Source organism: Dethiothermospora halolimnae, assembly GCF_037577855.1.
In the GTDB taxonomy this organism is placed as follows: domain Bacteria; phylum Bacillota; class Clostridia; order Tissierellales; family VENL01; genus Dethiothermospora; species Dethiothermospora halolimnae.
This window is the reverse complement of the sequence record NZ_JBAKFX010000021.1, coordinates 1-18971: the sequence shown is the minus strand read 5'-3', so window position 1 is coordinate 18971 and position 18971 is coordinate 1. Positions and strand designations below refer to the sequence as shown.

Here is an 18971-nt window from a genome sequence, read left to right as displayed (position 1 = left end):
TTTAAACTTTAAAATATTTCATTTGAATTTTATCCATTATATTTGTTCATCGATTTATTTACATCATCGGTAACTATCATTTCTGCTGCCTTTGCTGCCTTTAATATTGCATCATCTACTATTTGTCTTTCCTCTTTATTAAATCTACTTAAAACAAAACTAGCTAAATCTTGATTAGGCTCTTTTTTTCCTATACCTATCCTTATTCTAGGAAACTGATCACTTTTCAGTTGGTATATTATTGACTTCATTCCATTTTGTCCTCCGGCACTACCTTTGGGTCTAATTCTTATTGAGCCAAAGGCTATATCTGTATCATCATATATTATTATAATGTTTTCTACCGGTAATTTGTAATAATTGTAGATGTCTAATACAGAATCTCCACTATTATTCATATATGTTTGGGGTTTTACTAATAAAACCTTCTCCCCATTTATATTTGCTTCCCCATATACAGCTTTATGTTTTATTTTAGTTAACTTTACATTAAGCCTCTGGGCTAAACAATCTATGGCATTAAATCCCACATTATGCCTTGTGTGTTCATATTTTCTTCCTGGATTCCCTAATCCTATTATAGCATACAAAGTATCAACTCCTACTTAGTTCAGGTTTAGAAATATTAAAACACAGTGCAAAATATTATGCACTGTATTTTGTTTACCAATATTAATCAAATAACTTGCTTACAGATTGATTACCATGTATTCTCTTAATAGCCTCTGCAAATAGACTTGCCACTGACACCACTTCTATTTGATCTATTTTCTTCTCCTCTGGTAATGGTATTGTATCACTTACAACAAATTTTTCTATAACAGAATTTTCTATTCTTTCAATAGCTGGTCCCGATAATAATGGATGGGTACAAGCTGCATATACACTCTTGGCACCAAAGTCCTTTAATACCTTAGCCGCCTTAGTCATTGTTCCCGCTGTATCTATTATATCATCAACTATTATAACATTCTTACCTTCTATATCACCAATTACATTCATAACCTCTGATACATTAGCTTTAGGTCTTCTTTTTTCTATTATTGCTATAGGTAAATCTAATAAGCTAGCAAAATTTCTGGCCCTAGTAACTCCACCTAGGTCTGGGGAAACTACAACAGTATCTCTACTAACTTCTCCCTTAAAGTAATCTGCAAGAATAGGTACCCCTAATAAATGATCCACTGGTATATCAAAGTATCCTTGAATTTGACCTGCATGTAGATCCATACTTACCACTCTATCAGCCCCTGCCCTTGTTAGAAGGTCTGCAACTAATTTAGCTGTAATAGGATCTCTAGCTTTTGCTTTTCTGTCTTGTCTAGCATATCCATAATAAGGAATAACAGCATTTATTCTTCCTGCTGAAGCCCTTTTCATTGCATCAATAAGAATAAGAGTTTCCATCAGATTTTCATTAACATCTGGACAAGTAGGTTGGATTATGTATACATCTACTCCCCTTACTGTTTCATTAATGTTTACAGCTATTTCTCCATCACTAAACCTAGTTACACTACAATCTCCAAGGTGCACTCCAAGTTCCTTACATATTTTTTCAGCCAATTTTTTATTGGCATTACCTGAAAATACTTTTATTTTTCTTCCCTGTTCGTTCATTATATTTCCTCCTAATCCTTTGACTTTATTTTTTATTCCAGCCTTCTTTATTAACTTGTCTAGCCCTTGCAATAGAGAGACTGTTTTTTGGCACTTCATCTGTTATAGTGGACCCTGCAGCTACGAATCCATTTTTATTTACTTTTACAGGCGCAACTAAATTGGAATTGCTACCTATAAATGAATCGTCTTCTACTATGGTTTTATGTTTGTTTTCCCCATCATAATTCACAAAAACCACTCCACATCCAATATTAACATTTTTACCCACTATGGCATCACCAATATAGGCAAGATGGGAAGCCTTTGAGTTATCTCCTATTTTGGATTTTTTAACTTCAACAAAGTCCCCTATTTTTACATTTTTTCCTATTTCACTGTTGGGTCTAATATATGCATAGGGTCCTATTTTAGTATTATCATCCACTTTACTATCAATTATTGTAGATGATTGAATTTCTACATTATTTCCCAATATACTATTTTCTATCCTACTATTATGTCCTATAATACAGTCCTCTCCTATTATTACATTACCCTTTATTATTACACCCGGATATATTATAGTATCTTTTCCTATTTTAGCATCAGTAGATATATAGCTATTATTGGGATTTATTATAGAAACTCCTTCTCTCATAAGCTTTTCATTTATTCTATTTCTCATTATTTTTTCAGCTTCCGAAAGATTAACCCTAGAGTTAACTCCAAGTATTTCTTTATTATCTTTTAAGCCATATCCCCCAACTCTATTGCCTTCTTTACTAAGTATTTCAATGGCATCTGTTATATAATACTCATTTTGGGAGTTATCATTACTAAGCTTATGTAATACTCCTTTAAGAACCTCTCCGTTAAAAACAACTATGCCTGAATTGATTTCATTAATCTGTCTTTCTTTGTGATTTGCATCTTTATGTTCTACAATTTTTATTACATCGTTATTATCATCCCTAACTATTCTACCATAACCAGTGGCATCTTCAACCATAGATGTTAATACAGTGGCAAAATATTTTTTTTCTTTATGATAAGTGAACAAATCATTTATTGTATCTCCAGTTATAAGGGGTGTATCTCCACAAAGAATTATTACATCATCATCATCATCTATATAATCCATAGCTTGCATAACGGCAAATCCTGTTCCATAGGGCTGATCTTCTCCCATAGGTTGAACAGCATACTTAATATCCCCTCTATTTACAGTATCCATGATCTTTTCTTTTCCATGACCTATGATTACTATATTTTCCTCTACACCTGCTGTTTTTGCAGCATCAATGATATGGGTAAGCATAGGTTTATCACATACTTTATGTAAAGCCTTAGGTAGTTTTGATTTCATTCTGCTACCTTCACCAGCTGCTAAAATTATCGATTTTAACATACCATACACCCTCTCAGATTTTAATGTCTTTTCTATATAATTATTATGTGATTTATATACAATTTTAATTTCAATCCGTTGCTATTTTATCACATAAAAATATTATAAACAATTTTAATTCTTTCATTAACTATAATATTAAACTTTAATAAAAAACACAACTACAAAAAGTAAAAAAAGGGTCTAAATGACCCTTTTATTACTCATTCTCTACTAAAGCATTTTCATACTCAGCAAAAACTGCCTGTTGAATTTTTTCTCTAGTTTCTGAATTAATAGGATGAGCTATGTCTCTAAATTCTCCATCTGGAGTCTTTCTACTGGGCATAGCTATAAAAGCTCCGCTTTGACCTTCGATTATTTTAATATCATGAACAACAAACTCATTATCGAAGGTTACAGATACAATCGCCTTCATCTTCCCTTCAGTATTGATCTTTCTAACCCTCACATCTGTTACGTTCATATTGTTCACCACCTTCCCCCCGAAGTCTATCTAATTAAGATATATTTTAAATATTCTCTATTTTTCGAAAAAATCCTTCCTATAATTAAACTTTTTTATTTTTTTGCCCTTTTTTGTAATATTAACCATTAATACCTTTACTGGGCTCTATATATACCTTTTCTTTTTCCTCATCAACCCCTTTTAGTGTTAATAGTGAAATATAATCCTTTACTAATTTATCATTGGGGTGTTCTGTGGATATAAATACCCCTATCCCAGATACATTTACGTTAAATTCTTTCATCATATCCTTAATTCCTTTAGCAGTTCCCCCAGCTTTCATAAAATCATCAATAATTAATACATTGGAACCTTCTTTTATTGCTTTTCTTGATAAAGACATTGTATGAATTTGTTTTGTAGACCCTGTAACATAATTTATACTAACAGTGGGGCCCTCTGTCACCTTGGCATTTCTTCTTACTATAACCAGTGGAACATTTAAAACATTTGCTGTTGTTAATGCTATGGGAATTCCTTTAGTTTCAACGGTAACCACATAGTCTATATCTTTATTTACAAAGTAAGATGCGAATATCCTCCCTATGTTATTAACTATGTCTGGATAATAAAGTATATCTGTCATATATATAAAGCCCCCGGGGATTATTCTATCGGTTGATGACAAATATTCACAGGTTTCCATTAAAAACTCTTTAATCTGATTTTGAGACATTTGGGGTACAAATTTAACTCCTCCTGCTGCTCCAGATATGGTTTCTATATGTCCTAAATTTAATTTATTAACTAGCCTTTTCAGTATAACTATATCTTCACTTATTGTGGATTTTGCAGCATTAAATTTATCTGTAAAGTAGTTATATGTGAATATATGGTTAGGTCTATTGGTTAAAACATTCATTAAGGCTCCGATTCTCTCATTTCTTCTTAATTTTTCCATAACATCCTCCTAATACGAATATTATATATGTTATGTTTTATTTTATTCGTTTTTTATGTCCATTTCAATAGTTTTTTTATATGCATAATATTTTCCAACTGTATTAAAATAATAATTCCCTATATTTCTCTATTATTCTATTTACTATAATTACATAAGCATATATGATATAATTTACAGTGTCATAATTAGATTATTAAGAATAAAATAATAATATCATAAAATTTGGTAATAATATCAATAAGGATTTTCATAGGAGGTTTTCCAAATGCTTTTATCGAGTATATATAACAATAAATTCAAACACATTCATTTCATAGGAATCGGCGGAATTAGTATGAGTGGTCTTGCTGAAATTTTAATAAGTGAGGGTTATGAAGTTTCAGGTTCCGATGAAAAATATTCCCCCATAATAGAAAGACTTGAAAGTAAAGGAGCTAGGGTATATATCGGTCATAATAAAGAAAATATAACTAATGCCGACTTAATTATATATACCGATGCCATTAGTAATGATAATGAAGAGCTTTTAGAGGCTAATAAAAGGAAGATAGAAACTATAAACCGAGGAAACTTTTTAGGTCAATTAATGAAGGTTTATGATAAATCCGTTGGTATTTCAGGTACCCACGGTAAGAGTACAACCACAGGTATGTTATCTGTTATACTAAATAACTCATCTATAAACCCCACCATATTGCTTGGAGGAGTCTTAGATGACTTAGAGGGAACTGTTAAAATAGGAGACAATAGTTGTCTAGTAACAGAAGCCTGTGAATATAAAGCCAACATCTTAAAGTTTCACCCATCTATAGGTATTATATTAAATATAGAAGAGGACCATTTAGATTATTATAGAGATTTAAATCATATTATCGATACCTTTACCGACTTTACTAAGAATATACCTAAAGATGGTTTTTTAGTAATCAATAATGATGATGATAATTGTAAAAGTGTTATCAATAATTCAAATTGTGACGTTGTAACCTTTGGTATTAAAAATAATAGTGATTATTTAGCTAAGGATATAACCTTCACTAAGGAAGGATTCCCTAAATATAAACTATTGGTAAATGACCATGAGTATAGTGTTGAGCTAAAGGTTATGGGAGTTCATAATGTTTATAACTCTTTAGCTGCAATAGTTACTGCCCATAAATGTGGAGTTCCTTTAAAAGAAGCAATAGATAATTTAAAATATTATAATGGTACCCATAGAAGACTAGAATATAAGGGCTCTATAAACAATATAAAAATAATAGATGATTATGCCCACCACCCAACAGCGATAAAGTCAACATTGGAATCGATAAAAAAAATAAGTCCTAAAAAAGTATGGTGTGTTTTTCAGCCCCATACATATACTAGAACAAAATCTCTATTAGAAGAATTTAGTAATTCCTTTAGTAAAGCAGATAAAGTAATAATACCAGATATCTACCCCGCTAGAGAAAAGGATACTGGTTTAATACATTCAGTGGATTTAGTGGATAAATTAAAGAAAAAAAATGTAGATACTATTTATATAAAAGATTTTGATGAGATATCCTCTTATCTTTTAAATAACTGTAGCGATGGGGATGTTGTTATTACAATGGGTGCAGGAGATGTTTATAAAATAGGAGATCAATTAATTAAAATAAATAAGGTTAGTGCATAAATATTTTTATATTTTATGTTTAAAAAAAATATAATTGGTTATAATTATAATAGATTGTCCCCCAATCCCCCAAGAAATAAAAAAAGTGCTACCAAATATTTGGTAGCACTTTTTTTATTCTTCTTTATTTTCTTGTTCCTCTTCTTCTACACCATAGAGGTTCATAATTACCTTTTTTACTTCTTTAGGATCATGGAAAAAGTATGATGATTTCCCCGCTCCTTTATCTGTATACTTATCATAACCTGGTATAGTAATCATAGATACATCACTAGAAACATCTAAATTAGAAACATCTGAAGCATAAAGTATAGCATCTTTTAAGTTTACATCGGTTTTAACATGTTTTATTGATTTCTGAATAACTGATGGTAGTTTAAAACTCAAGGCTTTATTTATAGCCGATTTTATGAACTGCTGTTGGGCCTTTATTCTTCCTAAATCTCCATCGGGATAACCCGTACCATCATTATTTTTTCTAAATCTTAAAAACTCTATAGCTTCTTGTCCATTTAATATTTTAGGACCCTTAGAGAAATGTATATGAAGTTCTGGTTTATCCCATTCATCGTCATAATTCATATTAATAGGTATATCAACCTTTACCCCTCCAATTGCATCAACTATTTTTTCAACCCCTCTATAGTCAACTTTAACATAATAATCTATAGGTATATCCATCAAAATATCCGACACTATTTTCTTTGTAGCTTCTATGCCATGATCTGGGTATGCTGCGTTTACTTTCCTTTCCTCCGCTGGTCTATCATATCCTTTTCTCCAATAATAAGTATCCCTAGGTATAGATATCATATCTACCTTCTTGGTATCTCTATCTAAACTAGTTAAAATAATAGTATCTGTCATTCCATTTTGAATGCCAACTAATAAAAAGTTAACCCTATTACTATTTTCATAAGCTTCTTTAAGTGGATCCTTCTCTTTCTCGTCTTCCTTTTCTTCTTTTTCTACATCCTTATTGCCATCTTGATCTTCGTCTACATTTACTATATCCTCTTCTAGTTCTTTAGTTTCTTCATAGAACAACTTATCATATGCAATCCATCCTGCTGCTCCTGCTAATAGAATACAAGCCAATGCTATCGCAAATATTTTTAAAAATAATTTCATAGTGTTTCCCCTTCCTTGGTTTTATAATAATAAAATTATAATACCAGTTATTAATAAACCATACGATAAAATTATATCATATTAATTTTTGGTAGCAAGTTACAAAATTATTACAATCTTTGAAAGTAAGGTGGTTTTGCCACGACTTTACTTTTGTGCAGAGGGCAGAGTACAGGGTACAGGGATGTTGGTCTTTATACATTTAGACGAAGATAACTTTAAAAAGTTGCAAAAAAAGTTGGGGGATTACGAATCCCCCAACAACCAAAGTATGAAAATCTATTTAAAACCTTTCTCTATATTATTATACCGGGGAATGAATTCCCCTCTACAGCATCATCGTTTATTACTTATCTTTGTCATTCCCTTGACTTTTACACTCTATTTTTTTCTCTCTACAATAACCGCTGTTCCTTGGCCTCCTCCTATACATAATGTTGCAAGGCCTGTTTTTGAATCCCTTTTCAACATCTCATGGATAAGGGTAACAAATATCCTAGCTCCCGATGCTCCTATTGGATGGCCTAATGCTATGGCTCCACCATTAACATTTACCTTACCTTTATCAAGCCCTAAGTCCTTCATAACCGCTATAGACTGGGATGCAAATGCCTCATTAGCTTCAATAAGATCTATATCTTCTACCTTCATATTTGCCTTTTCTAAGGCTTTTTTAGTGGCTGGAACTGGTCCATAGCCCATTATCTCTGGGTTTAAAGCAGCTGAACCATAGGACTTTATAGTTGCAAGGGGCTTTATACCCATTTCATTAGCTTTTTTCTTAGACATTAATATAACCATTGAAGCTCCGTCATTAATTCCCGATGCATTTCCTGCTGTTACCGTACCGTCTTTTTTAAATGCGGGTCTAAGCTTAGCTAATTTTTCTGATGTAGTTCCATGCCTTGGATGTTCATCTATATCGACTTTAATAGGGTCTCCCTTTCTTTGAGGGATCTCCACTGGTACTATTTCTTCTTTAAATCTATTTTCTTTTTGGGCCTTTTCTGCCTTTTGCTGACTTAATGCTGCAAACTGATCTTGTTCTTCCCTTGTTATATTCCATCTCTCTGCTATATTTTCTGCCGTTATACCCATATGATAGTTATTAAATATATCTGTTAGTCCATCATGTACCATTGTATCTATGAGCTTTCCATCTCCCATTTTATGTCCCCATCTAGCCTTTGGAACAGTATATGGTGCATTACTCATACTTTCAGTACCTCCAGCTAGTATAACATCTGCATCTCCAAGCATTATAAATTGAGCAGCCATACTTATAGCCCTAAGTCCAGAACCACAAACTTTGTTAATGGTCATTGCAGGGATAGTTTCTGGTAATCCTGAACCTATTGCCACTTGTCTTGCAGGATTCTGTCCAAGTCCTGCCGATAATACATTTCCTATTATTACTTCATTTATTTCTTCTCCAGTAATTCCTGCATCCTTTATAACAGCCTTTGTAGCTTCTACTCCTAAATCTATTGCTGATAATTTTGATAAACTTCCCCCGAAAGTCCCTATTGGTGTCCTTTTTGCACTTACAATTACAACTTCTCTCATTCTTTATTCCTCCCATTTATTTTTTATAACAGGTTAAAATTGAGACTAAGGTTGATTTACTCAACCTTAATCTTAACCTTAACCTAAATTTTTATTTCGATTTATTATTTTATATCCCTAGACAGAGCATGCCTGTTTCTACATAATTAAATTTTACGACCCTAGGGAGTAAAATCTCCTTCTCTATTCTTTATTCTCTATTCTTTATTCTTTAATTCTTTATTCTTTATCTTCTCATGGTTAATACTTTAACAAACTCTAAACATTCAGAAAACCTACTTTAAAAGTAGGTTTTCTGAAATATTTCTATTCTATTTATTATAATCATAAAATCCTTTTTTAGTCTTTCTACCTAATAGATTACCCCTAACCATTTTTCTTAATAATGGATGAGGTCTATACTTAGTATCACCGAACTCTTCATATAATACCTCCATAATAGCTAAGCATACATCATTTCCTATAAGGTCTGCTAAGGCTAAAGGTCCTATAGGATGGTTTGCGCCTAGTTTCATTCCAGTGTCTATATCCTCTTTACTTGCAACCCCATCTGCTAATATACCTATGGCTTCATTTATCATAGGAATAAGTATTCTGTTCACCACAAAACCAGGTGCCTCTTCAACTTCAACTGGAGTTTTACCTAGTTTTTCAGATAACTCAACAACCTTCTGCTTAGTCTCTTCTGATGTGGCTATTCCCTTTATTACCTCAACAAGTTTCATAATAGGCACAGGATTAAAGAAATGCATACCTATAACCTTATCTGGTCTGTTGGTTGAAGCTGCTATTTCAGTTATTGATAGTGATGATGTATTAGTAGCAAGTATTGTTTCCTCTTTACATATATCATCTAGTTCTTTAAATATTTTCTTCTTAATTTCCATATTTTCAACTGCAGCCTCTATTACCATATCCACATCTTTAGCTAAATTTATATCAGTTGTAGTAGTTATCTTACTAAGTATTTCATCCTTCTTATCTTCTGTTATTCTTTCCTTTTTCACACTTCTATTTAAGTTTTTAGTTATACCTGAGATTCCCCTATCAACATATTCCTCTTTTATATCCCTTAAAACAACTTCATACCCTGAAGTAGCCAATACTTGAGCTATACCAGAACCCATTGTTCCTGCACCTAATATAAAAAATTTCATAAGATCTCCTCCCATTTATTTATTCTTAAAATTTGGTTTTCTTTTTTCCACAAAGGCTTCCATTCCTTCCCTCTGATCCTCGGTGGCAAAACAAAGTCCAAATACATTGTTCTCTATTTCCATAGCCGTTTCCATATCCGTCTCTATCCCTTTGTTTATGGCTATTTTCGAATATTTAACAGCTAATTGTCCATTACTAGCTATTTTCTTCGCCATATTCATGGCCGAATCCATTAGTTCATCTTTTGATACCACTTTATTAACAAGACCTATATCTATGGCTTCATTGGCATCTATCATATTGCCTGTATATATTAATTCCTTAGCTTTAGATATACCAACTATTCTAGCCATTCTTTGGGTTCCTGAAAAACCTGGAGTTATTCCAAGACCAACTTCTGGTTGACCAAATTTAGCTTTTTCAGAAGCTATTCTTATGTCACAGGATAAAGCTAATTCACACCCACCACCTAATGCAAAACCATTAACCGCTGCAATAACTGGCTTCTCTAAACTCTCGATTTTTCTAAAAACCTTTGCCCCAAACTTTCCAAATTCTCTACCCTTTTCTGAATCCATATCCTTCATTTCTGTTATATCAGCACCTGCAACAAATGCCTTTTCTGCACCTGTTATAATTACCACATATGTATTGTCATCTTCAGCTAAAAAGTCTACTACATTGTCTAAGTCCTTTAAAGTATCATAATTAAGTGCATTTAAAGCTTTAGGTCTGTTTAAGGTTATAATAGAAATATTCCCTTCCCTTTTTAATAAAAGGTTCTGAAACTCCATATAAAAGCCCCCTTAATTTGTATATAATATGTTATTCATAACTTGTTTATAATATTATAAAATTTCTAATTACTTATGTTTTACACATTCTATATTTAATATGAAAATCCTTTAATTTAACCTATTTTTTTGAATTATGTCTTTTTTTTAATATTTGAAGAACAAGAATCCTTATCATCTTCTTTATTCTCTTCAGAGTAGAAAATGCAATGTGGAGGGTTTTAATAATACAAAGTTAACTAGGGCTTCAATATATCGAAGCCCTAGTTAAGTAATTTTTTCAATTCTTCAAATGCTACCGGTTTACTAAAATAATATCCTTGGGCATAGTTACATTTTTCATCACTTAAAAACTTAAGTTCCTTTTCAGTTTCTACTCCCTCGGCTATCACTTCTAATTCTAAGTTTTTAGCTATACTTATTATAGTTGAAATTATTGCTTCATTCTTTTTATCCTTCATTAGCCCCATAACAAAGGATTTGTCTATTTTTAATGTATTTATTGCAAATTCCCTTAGATAACCTAAAGAAGAATATCCTGTTCCAAAATCATCTATTGATATCGATACTCCCATAGCTCTCAGTTCGTTTAAGATATTAATTGTATGACTAATGTCTTTTACAACAATACTTTCTGTAATTTCAAGTTTTAAAAACCTAGGTTCTAAATCCTCTTCCCTTAATATATCCTTAACCATTTTAACAAAGCCTTCTTTTTCAAACTGTATTGTAGATATATTAACTGATACTGATAGTTTTGGATATCCTTCATTATGAAGTTTTTTTACATGGGAACATGCATTTCTTAAAATGGTTTCCCCTAAGGGTAATATTAGACCATTTTCTTCAGCCAAGGGTATAAACTTTGCAGGGGATATCAAACCAATGTTTGGGTGTATCCATCTAACTAATGCCTCAACCGCAACTATCTCTCCAGTCGTAATATCTATTATAGGTTGATAATAATTATAGAACTCATTATTTTGAAGGCCATATCTCATATTTGCATCTAACGAGAGTTGTTCTACTAAATCATTCTTCATTTCCACTCTATAAAGCTGATAAGCATTTCCACCTATTTCCTTAGCCCTTCCCATGGCTATATTGGCATTTTTAATTAATGTACCATACTCTTTCCCATCCCTTGGATATATTGCCACACCTATACTGGATGTTATATATAGTTCGTGGTCTTCAATTCTATATGGTCGCTTTATATCATCTAAAATATCTTCAATGACAGATATCATTTTATTATAATTTTTAATACTATACATAACTATCCCGAAATCTTCCCTACCCAGCCGTCCTACTATTCCTTGATCATTTATCTGTTCTTTTAGTCTTTGAGACACTCTTTTTATTAACTCATCCCCTGTATTATGTCCTAGGGTATCGTTTATATTTCTAAACCTATCTAACCCCAATATAAAGACAGGTAATTTGTCATTATTGGTTTTGCAATAATTTATAGATAGCTCCAGTTGTTCTTGGAAAACCTTTCTATTGGGTAAATCGGTTAAAGTATCTGTATATGTAAGACGATTTATATTATCCATCATCTTATTGAAACTATCACTAACTTGTCCAACCTCATCATTATAAGGGTGTTCAGACCTTACTGCTAAGTCCCCCGATGATGCCTTTTTTAATAGGTTATTTAATTTTAAAATTGGTTTTGAAATAGTATTTACAAATATATATCCAAATATAAATATTATTATAAGTCCTAATCCAAGGGATACGATTATTGATTTATATATATTATTTATTGGTGTATACAAATATGATTGCGGCACCTTAGTTACTAGTTGCCAACCATCTGTATTGGGTATCTCGTTATAATAAAATAAGTTAGGTTTACCCTTATAATTAAATTTCACATAGCCATATTCATTATTTAATACTTTTGTGGCTTTTTCTATTATATCCTTACCCATATCTTCAGAGTAATTAATTAGGTCTCTACTCATTATTAATTCTTTATCTGGATAAGTAACTATTTGTCCATTTTTATCCAATATAAAGGAGTAGGAATCAGGATGTTCAAACCTAATATTTTCAATATGGTTATATAACTTTTCTAGATCTATAGCCCTTCCTATTACACCCTTTATCCTTCCAGTATCATTTTTTATGGGAGCTGCTATAACAGCTATAGGTTTATTAGTACTTTTAGAGATAACAGGGTTTGATAATACTGTTTCTCCCTTAGTCACAACTTTCTTAAAATAGGTTCTATATCTTATATTTCCTGCATGGTCTATATCTGTTGTACTATAATTTCCATATAGATCAGAAATAAATGACACAGCATATAGATCATCTTCTCTTTTTTCCTCTGATTTAAGATACTTCTTTATAACTTCCCAGTTCATGGTTTTCACTAATGGGTTTTGGGCATATATTTCCACTTCATTTATCCTCTCTTGTAGCCAGTTTCCAATCATAACAGAAGATATCTTTGTGTCTTTAGCCCCTTCTTTATTAAGGGTATCTTCCAGATTATTTTTATTTAAAGTATAGGTTATAGATATGGGTATCACAGTTATTAATATACTTATTCCTATAAATGCCATAAGAAATTTTTTCTTTATACTTACAAATTTATTTTTTCTCACCAGCTCACCCCAGTATATATATATATATCAATTTATACTTCATATTTACCCTAAATATGGACTAATAACAATAATATATAATAAATTTACACTTAATGTTATTTTGATTAATAGTTTTTTGCCATTATTTATATATTCGACATGAAACAACTTATTCCTTCATTTTCTTACTTGTATAATCAGATTTTGGAGCGAATTTTAGTATACTTTAAATAAACCCTATCTAATCAAAGATAGGGTCGAAGTATTTCATAACAATATTATTATTAATTTCTTCTCCTGTTGAATATGAAAGATTAGGAAAAGCCTCTTTTAACTCCTTTTTTGTTAACTTGTTGTTTAAAAATTTAATCCCATTATCTATCATATTTTCACTTTCATCTTTAGCTCTATTATATAGTTGATGAAAACTTGCATTATAGGATTTAGTTTCGTCACAAGGGTGTAACCATATTTTATTACTTTCATTTAAATAATCTTTATCGTTTATAAATTTTCGAGGATAGGTCAGATTACTGTATTTTATTCTTCCCCTTTTTATAAAGTCTATACTATTAAGTAATATTTTCTTAAAACCCAATGGGTCATACATTACTTTTAATACCCTTTTCATATCTTTATAGGCATCATTTGAAAAATCACCTTTAATGTCTAAATTATACACAGACTTTATTATATGTTTATAAAACTTTCTAATCGATTTAGGCAATTCTTTGCCAAGATCTATTTCTTTGTATACGGGATACTTATGACTTAATAGATCTTTTTTCTCTTTCAATAGTAATGCATCTATGATAAGCTCTAGCTTTTTATGATATTCCCTGTATTTATGGGTTTTTACATCATTTTTATTATATTTACCTGAATAATAAAATATATAGGGATGGACTACTCTATCTAGGCCAAAGTGACACATTGCTCCAGTTATATATGAGAATAACTCACCAAAACATCCTTCTCCTGATTTTTGTTTAATGTACTCTAAGCTTTTTATGAAATATTCACCTGTCTTTTCTCTATGCATTAATTTACCTAGACTAGGTCCCCTTTTCCCCTTAATCCAAGGCCAAAAATCATTATAAAAAAATATATCAGGCCCTTGGCATCCTAGTATAAAAAGCTTTTTGTTTTTATTTATAAAATCCCTATACTTAGATTTATCTAAATAATCAATCATATCGTAACCAAATAATACATGGGTCAATACATCTGGCATAAAAATCCTCCTACATTATACCTTCTACAGCTATTTCTTTATTGGGTAAATCAGAAACAACTTCTGACATTCTAACCTTTATTGTATCTTCCATTTCTATTTTATTATTTATATAAACTGTTATACCTTCAACATCAAATTTATTATATTCTTCTAAAGCACCCGGCTTCAAAGTTTTTACAAAAACTTCATCTATAGGCTGTCAACAACTACCTATTCTTTCGGTATATATGGTAAGAACACTACTTCCTCTCATTTCTAAGTATTCTTTTACTTTATCATCTATTATTATATCCATAAATTTTAACCCTCCTGTTTTATTATATATTTTATTTTTACCCAAAGTGATTAAATATATTAGCTTAGCTTAAGTGCAGGGTACAGAGAGCAGAGTACAAGGTAAAAAAACAAAGTGGAGCTCCACTTTGTTTTTTTATTAATCTTCAATTATAGTCAAAACTTCTCCTAAATCTTTTCTTTTTGGACTGCTAAGCTCTGATTCTTCCGGTACTCCAAGTGGAGTCATTGCTGCTAGATGGTATCCATCTTTTTTAAACCCTATAAAATCTTCTATTTCTTTGCTAGCATAATTAGGTCCTGTCATCCAACAACCGCCATAACCCATATTAGTAGCAGCCAATAATAGATTCTCCATAGCTGCTCCGATATTTTGGATACCTGGAGATGGTCTTAAAAAGTCGTGTATTTCCTTTGTAGTAGCTCCCGCTTCCTTTATAAGGTCATAGCCAGTACTGGGATATGGTCCAGCGAATACTAATACCACCACCGGAGCATTCTGAAATACAGTATGGTATTTAACAAATTTAGTGAAATTCTTAGCTAATTCTTTATCTTTGCTACATTTAGCTAACTCTTCATTTTTCTTTTCTACTATTTTTGCCATTTCATTAATCTTGTTTTTATTTTTTACAACAACAAAATGCCAGTTTTGAAGATTTTTCCCTGATGGTGCATATGTAGCAGCTTTAATTATTTCCTTAATATCTTCTATAGATACATCTTCATTTTTAAACTTTCTTATACTGTGCCTATTATAAATGAAATCTAAATTAGCCAAAGTTTAACCCTCCTTAGAAAGGATAAAATTTTTGTTCAAACCAATTATCCTCCATTAAATCTTTAAATTCTTTATAGAATAGTTCCCTATGCTTATGTTCCCACTTTGATAGATATTTTAATAGTTTCTTTTCATATTCACCCTCTGCCGTCTCTACAGCTTTATCATAAAAATTGGCAAAATCATTTTCTATTAAGTATGCCATCCTCATTATTGCTAAGTCCGATAAATTGGATTTATAATCTTTTGATAGTAATTCTTCTTCTTTCATCACATTTTCAAATATTTCTTCCCCTCCAGATAAGTCACTGTCCATTACTGACCAATCGCCACCTTCAGATAATATATCAAAGTGCTTCTTTAAAATATTATAATGCTCATTTTCTATTTTAGCAAGATTTTCAAATAGCTTCTTTGTCTGTTTATCTTCCACATCATCTTTATACTTAAGATAAAATTTCTCTCCCTGTTTCTCCATTTCCATTGCATATTCAAGTATTCTTAATTCCCTTGACATAAAAAGCCCCCTTTTATTTTATACATTAATTTTTTTCCTATTCTTTGTTATACCCAATTATATTCAAATTAAAATGTTTTATCATATGTAATGAATATTAGTGTGTTATATTATACAAACTATGTATTAGTAAAAGGAGGTTATCATATGGATAAAATAAGGGCACAGGAGATAGTAAACTCAAATATAGAAATAGAGGTATTCTATAATGGGGATTCCGTTTGGATCAAAAGCCTAGATAGTAATACTGCAGATGTGGAAAATATAAAAACCCACAAAAGCATGAAAGTTCCCCTAACAGACCTTAAAGAAGATATGACTATATCATAAAATGGGAGTATATACTCCCATTTTATGATTTACTATTAATCTTATTTCTTAACTTTTCAAATCCCGGTTTCCCTAATAAAGCAAACATATTCTTTTTATAACTTTCAACCCCCGGTTGATTAAAGGGATTTACCCCTAATATATATCCGCTTATTCCACAAGCCTTTTCAAAGAAGTAAATAAGTTTCCCAAAATAGTATGGATCCATATTCGGTACATTTATAATAAGGTTAGGTACATTACCATCTATATGGGCCAGTACTGTTCCTTCAAAAGCTTTATTGTTTACAAAATCCATTGTTTCCCCAGCTAAATAATTAAGTCCGTCTAGATTTTCATCATCCTTAGTTATCCCTATGTCACTGTTAGCCTCTTCAATGTTAATCGTTGTTTCAAATAATATCCTTCTTCCCTGCTGTATATATTGTCCTAATGAATGTAAATCCGTTGAGAAGTTAACACTTGAAGGGAAGATACCTCTATTATCTTTACCTTCACTTTCTCCATATAGTTGTATCCACCATTTCGATAAATACTCTAGGGAAGGCTCATAGTTTACCAATATTTCTATATCCTTTCCCCTTCTATTTAAAATATTTCTAGTGGCAGCATACTGATAGCAATAGTTTTTGTTTATATCCCTTACTTTATATTCATTCATTCCATCATATGCTCCCTTTAAAATTCCATCTATATCTATTCCAGAAACAGCCATAGGTAATAATCCCACAGCAGTAAATATAGAATACCTTCCTCCAACATCATCGGGAATAGTGAATGTTTCATACCCCTCTTTTTTAGATAATTTTTTAAGGGCTCCTTTTTCTTTATCTGTAGTGGCATATATTCTTTTACTAGCTTCTTCTTTTCCATATTTTTTTTCCATATACTCCTTTAGTACTCTAAAGGCAATTGCAGTCTCTGTTGTTGTTCCTGACTTTGATATAACATTTAAGCTTATATCCTTATCCTTTATTATATCTAATAAATCTTCCATATATTTGCCACTTATACTATTTCCCACAAAGTATATGCTAGGATACTTTCTTTTTTCTTTAGATAGTTGATTATAAAAAGAATGATTTAACGCAGATATGGCTGCTCTGGCTCCTAAATAGGAACCACCTATACCTACAACTAAAAATATATCTGACTTATCCTTTATATTTTCAGCTGCCTCTTTTATTCTATTATATTCATCCTTATTATATTTACTGGGATAATTAAGCCATCCCAAATAATCATTTCCAAGACCACTCTTATTATGTAATTTATCATGGGCAGATAAAACCTGATCCCTTATTCCTTCCATTTCACCTTCTGTTATGCCAGCCCTTGAATAATCAAAATATATATTTCCCATACCTATTCACCCCTAGTTTGTAAAATACATAAAAGCATAAATCAATTTGTTAGAAACGTATGCTTAGACAAAGTCGATACTATGATAAATCATATGATCTATGCTCTTAATATTTTTATTATACAATATTTAAGCTTATATCTAAAGCCTTTACTGAATGGGTTAGTGCTCCTACAGATATAACATCTACCCCTGTTTTGGCTACAGACTTTATTCTATCTATAGTTATATTTCCTGAAGCTTCAAGAATTGTCCTTTTGCTATTTATATTAACTGCTTTCTTCATATCTTCTATGGTCATATTATCTAACATTATTATATCTGCACCTGCTCTTATAGCTTCTTCCAACTGCCCTAAGCTTTCAACTTCTACTTCTATTTTTATAGTGTGGCCCAATTTGTCTTTTATTTTTTCAATCGCCTTTGTTATACCTCCAGATGCCTTTATATGATTATCTTTAATCATAACTGCGTCGGATAGGTTAAATCTATGGTTATGTCCTCCACCTATCTTTACTGCATATTTCTCCATTTCCCTAAGTAAAGGTGTGGTTTTTCTAGTATCCACAATCTTTACATCGTATTCATTCACTGACTCTTTGTATATTGAAGCTTTTGTAGCTATGGCCGACATTCTCTGTAAAATATTAAGGGCCGTTCTTTCCCCAGATAATATTGCTTTAGTTTTTCCTGCTACCTTTGCAATAATATCCCCTTTCTTAACTTTATCTCCATCATTAATTAATTTAATAAACTCTAAGCCATCATCTAAGAGCTTAAATGTAGTTTCTGTAAAATTAAGTCCTGCTATTACCCCTTCTTCTTTTGCTAATATTTCACCTTTTGATATATGATCATCATCTATTAAATTATCAGTTGTTATATCTCCATTATTCATATCTTCTATTAAAGCATTTTTTATTAGTTCTTGTATTTTAAAATCTATCATTTTATCACTCCTATGCCGAAGCAGACTTCGGAATTTTAAATTATAGAGTAGGAGGTAGATAATTAATTTATCTACCGGCCTCTCACACCACCGTACGTACCGTTCGGTATACGGCGGTTCACTAAGACAATCTGAATTTTTCATACTGTGAAGATAAACTTGTAAA

The 18971-nt window shown here is 31.3% G+C and carries 18 protein-coding genes; 2 read left to right on the top strand and 16 right to left on the bottom strand.

Features of this window, described 5'->3' with window-relative positions; translation table 11 throughout:
• Positions 1-29: 29 nt before the first annotated feature.
• The 5 genes from pth to purR form a co-directional block, all read right to left on the bottom strand.
• Positions 30-590, bottom strand: coding sequence for an aminoacyl-tRNA hydrolase (pth, locus tag V6137_RS10170; protein ID WP_425447818.1), 561 nt, complete (start codon positions 588-590; stop codon positions 30-32).
• Between the two features lie 82 nt (positions 591-672).
• Positions 673-1620 (bottom strand): ribose-phosphate diphosphokinase, encoded by a 948-nt coding sequence (locus tag V6137_RS10165; RefSeq protein WP_425447817.1) that lies wholly within the window; start codon positions 1618-1620, stop codon positions 673-675.
• A gap of 25 nt (positions 1621-1645) precedes the next feature.
• Positions 1646-3010, bottom strand: a complete 1365-nt coding sequence (gene glmU, locus V6137_RS10160) for a bifunctional UDP-N-acetylglucosamine diphosphorylase/glucosamine-1-phosphate N-acetyltransferase GlmU (RefSeq protein ID WP_425447816.1) — start codon at positions 3008-3010, stop codon at positions 1646-1648.
• Between the two features lie 199 nt (positions 3011-3209).
• Complete coding sequence (gene spoVG / locus V6137_RS10155) at positions 3210-3476, bottom strand: septation regulator SpoVG (protein WP_425447815.1); 267 nt, start codon at positions 3474-3476, stop codon at positions 3210-3212.
• 121 nt (positions 3477-3597) lie between these two features.
• A complete protein-coding gene (gene purR / locus V6137_RS10150; protein ID WP_425447814.1) occupies positions 3598-4419 on the bottom strand; it encodes a pur operon repressor in 822 nt (273 codons plus the stop codon).
• Positions 4420-4687: 268 nt separating this feature from the next.
• On the opposite strand from purR, the gene murC reads away from it, so the two are divergent.
• The gene (gene murC / locus V6137_RS10145) at positions 4688-6082 is read left to right on the top strand and encodes a UDP-N-acetylmuramate--L-alanine ligase (RefSeq protein ID WP_425447813.1); all 1395 of its coding nucleotides are present in this window, start codon (positions 4688-4690) and stop codon (positions 6080-6082) included.
• 114 nt (positions 6083-6196) lie between these two features.
• Here murC and V6137_RS10140 read toward each other — a convergent pair whose 3' ends face one another.
• The 9 genes from V6137_RS10140 to V6137_RS10100 all read right to left on the bottom strand — a co-directional run bounded on the left by V6137_RS10140 (position 6197) and on the right by V6137_RS10100 (position 16163).
• A complete protein-coding gene (locus V6137_RS10140) occupies positions 6197-7213 on the bottom strand; it encodes an LCP family protein (RefSeq protein WP_425447812.1) in 1017 nt (338 codons plus the stop codon).
• 381 nt (positions 7214-7594) lie between these two features.
• Positions 7595-8779: an acetyl-CoA C-acetyltransferase gene (locus V6137_RS10135; protein ID WP_425447811.1), complete on the bottom strand. Its 1185-nt coding sequence runs from the start codon at positions 8777-8779 to the stop codon at positions 7595-7597.
• Between the two features lie 311 nt (positions 8780-9090).
• Positions 9091-9936: a 3-hydroxybutyryl-CoA dehydrogenase gene (locus tag V6137_RS10130; protein WP_425447810.1), complete on the bottom strand. Its 846-nt coding sequence runs from the start codon at positions 9934-9936 to the stop codon at positions 9091-9093.
• Positions 9937-9951: 15 nt separating this feature from the next.
• Positions 9952-10731, bottom strand: a complete 780-nt coding sequence (locus V6137_RS10125) for a short-chain-enoyl-CoA hydratase (protein WP_425447809.1) — start codon at positions 10729-10731, stop codon at positions 9952-9954.
• A 263-nt stretch (positions 10732-10994) separates the two neighbouring features.
• Positions 10995-13352 (bottom strand): bifunctional diguanylate cyclase/phosphodiesterase, encoded by a 2358-nt coding sequence (locus V6137_RS10120; RefSeq protein WP_425447808.1) that lies wholly within the window; start codon positions 13350-13352, stop codon positions 10995-10997.
• 223 nt (positions 13353-13575) lie between these two features.
• On the bottom strand, positions 13576-14568 hold the full coding sequence (locus V6137_RS10115; protein ID WP_425447807.1) for a zinc dependent phospholipase C family protein: 993 nt from the start codon (positions 14566-14568) through the stop codon (positions 13576-13578).
• 10 nt (positions 14569-14578) lie between these two features.
• Positions 14579-14740 (bottom strand): hypothetical protein, encoded by a 162-nt coding sequence (locus V6137_RS10110; RefSeq protein WP_425447806.1) that lies wholly within the window; start codon positions 14738-14740, stop codon positions 14579-14581.
• A gap of 264 nt (positions 14741-15004) precedes the next feature.
• On the bottom strand, positions 15005-15646 hold the full coding sequence (locus V6137_RS10105; protein WP_425447805.1) for a nitroreductase family protein: 642 nt from the start codon (positions 15644-15646) through the stop codon (positions 15005-15007).
• 13 nt (positions 15647-15659) lie between these two features.
• Entirely contained in the window at positions 15660-16163 is a 504-nt protein-coding gene (locus V6137_RS10100) for a ferritin-like domain-containing protein (protein ID WP_425447804.1), read from the bottom strand.
• 147 nt (positions 16164-16310) lie between these two features.
• Between V6137_RS10100 and V6137_RS10095 the strand changes: the two genes are divergently transcribed.
• A complete protein-coding gene (locus V6137_RS10095) occupies positions 16311-16493 on the top strand; it encodes an H-type small acid-soluble spore protein (RefSeq protein WP_425447803.1) in 183 nt (60 codons plus the stop codon).
• 22 nt (positions 16494-16515) lie between these two features.
• Here V6137_RS10095 and V6137_RS10090 read toward each other — a convergent pair whose 3' ends face one another.
• Together V6137_RS10090 and nadC are read right to left on the bottom strand one after the other, a co-directional pair.
• Positions 16516-17856 (bottom strand): glucose-6-phosphate isomerase, encoded by a 1341-nt coding sequence (locus tag V6137_RS10090; RefSeq protein ID WP_425447802.1) that lies wholly within the window; start codon positions 17854-17856, stop codon positions 16516-16518.
• A 118-nt stretch (positions 17857-17974) separates the two neighbouring features.
• Positions 17975-18805, bottom strand: coding sequence for a carboxylating nicotinate-nucleotide diphosphorylase (gene nadC / locus V6137_RS10085; protein ID WP_425447801.1), 831 nt, complete (start codon positions 18803-18805; stop codon positions 17975-17977).
• Between the last annotated feature and the right edge of the window lie 166 nt (positions 18806-18971).

Bases quoted from the DNA above. Each gene is read 5' to 3' on its own strand.
- V6137_RS10135 (WP_425447811.1), bottom strand. From the start codon at position 8,779: ATGAGAGAAGTTGTAATTGTAAGTGCAAAAAGGACACCAATAGGGACT.
- V6137_RS10165 (WP_425447817.1), bottom strand. From the start codon at position 1,620: ATGAACGAACAGGGAAGAAAAATAAAAGTATTTTCAGGTAATGCCAAT.
- murC (WP_425447813.1), top strand. From the start codon at position 4,688: ATGCTTTTATCGAGTATATATAACAATAAATTCAAACACATTCATTTC.
- V6137_RS10095 (WP_425447803.1), top strand. From the start codon at position 16,311: ATGGATAAAATAAGGGCACAGGAGATAGTAAACTCAAATATAGAAATA.
- V6137_RS10130 (WP_425447810.1), bottom strand. From the start codon at position 9,936: ATGAAATTTTTTATATTAGGTGCAGGAACAATGGGTTCTGGTATAGCT.
- spoVG (WP_425447815.1), bottom strand. From the start codon at position 3,476: ATGAACGTAACAGATGTGAGGGTTAGAAAGATCAATACTGAAGGGAAG.
- purR (WP_425447814.1), bottom strand. From the start codon at position 4,419: ATGGAAAAATTAAGAAGAAATGAGAGAATCGGAGCCTTAATGAATGTT.
- V6137_RS10115 (WP_425447807.1), bottom strand. From the start codon at position 14,568: ATGCCAGATGTATTGACCCATGTATTATTTGGTTACGATATGATTGAT.
- glmU (WP_425447816.1), bottom strand. From the start codon at position 3,010: ATGTTAAAATCGATAATTTTAGCAGCTGGTGAAGGTAGCAGAATGAAA.
- V6137_RS10100 (WP_425447804.1), bottom strand. From the start codon at position 16,163: ATGTCAAGGGAATTAAGAATACTTGAATATGCAATGGAAATGGAGAAA.
- V6137_RS10140 (WP_425447812.1), bottom strand. From the start codon at position 7,213: ATGAAATTATTTTTAAAAATATTTGCGATAGCATTGGCTTGTATTCTA.
- V6137_RS10090 (WP_425447802.1), bottom strand. From the start codon at position 17,856: ATGGGAAATATATATTTTGATTATTCAAGGGCTGGCATAACAGAAGGT.
- nadC (WP_425447801.1), bottom strand. From the start codon at position 18,805: ATGATAGATTTTAAAATACAAGAACTAATAAAAAATGCTTTAATAGAA.
- V6137_RS10125 (WP_425447809.1), bottom strand. From the start codon at position 10,731: ATGGAGTTTCAGAACCTTTTATTAAAAAGGGAAGGGAATATTTCTATT.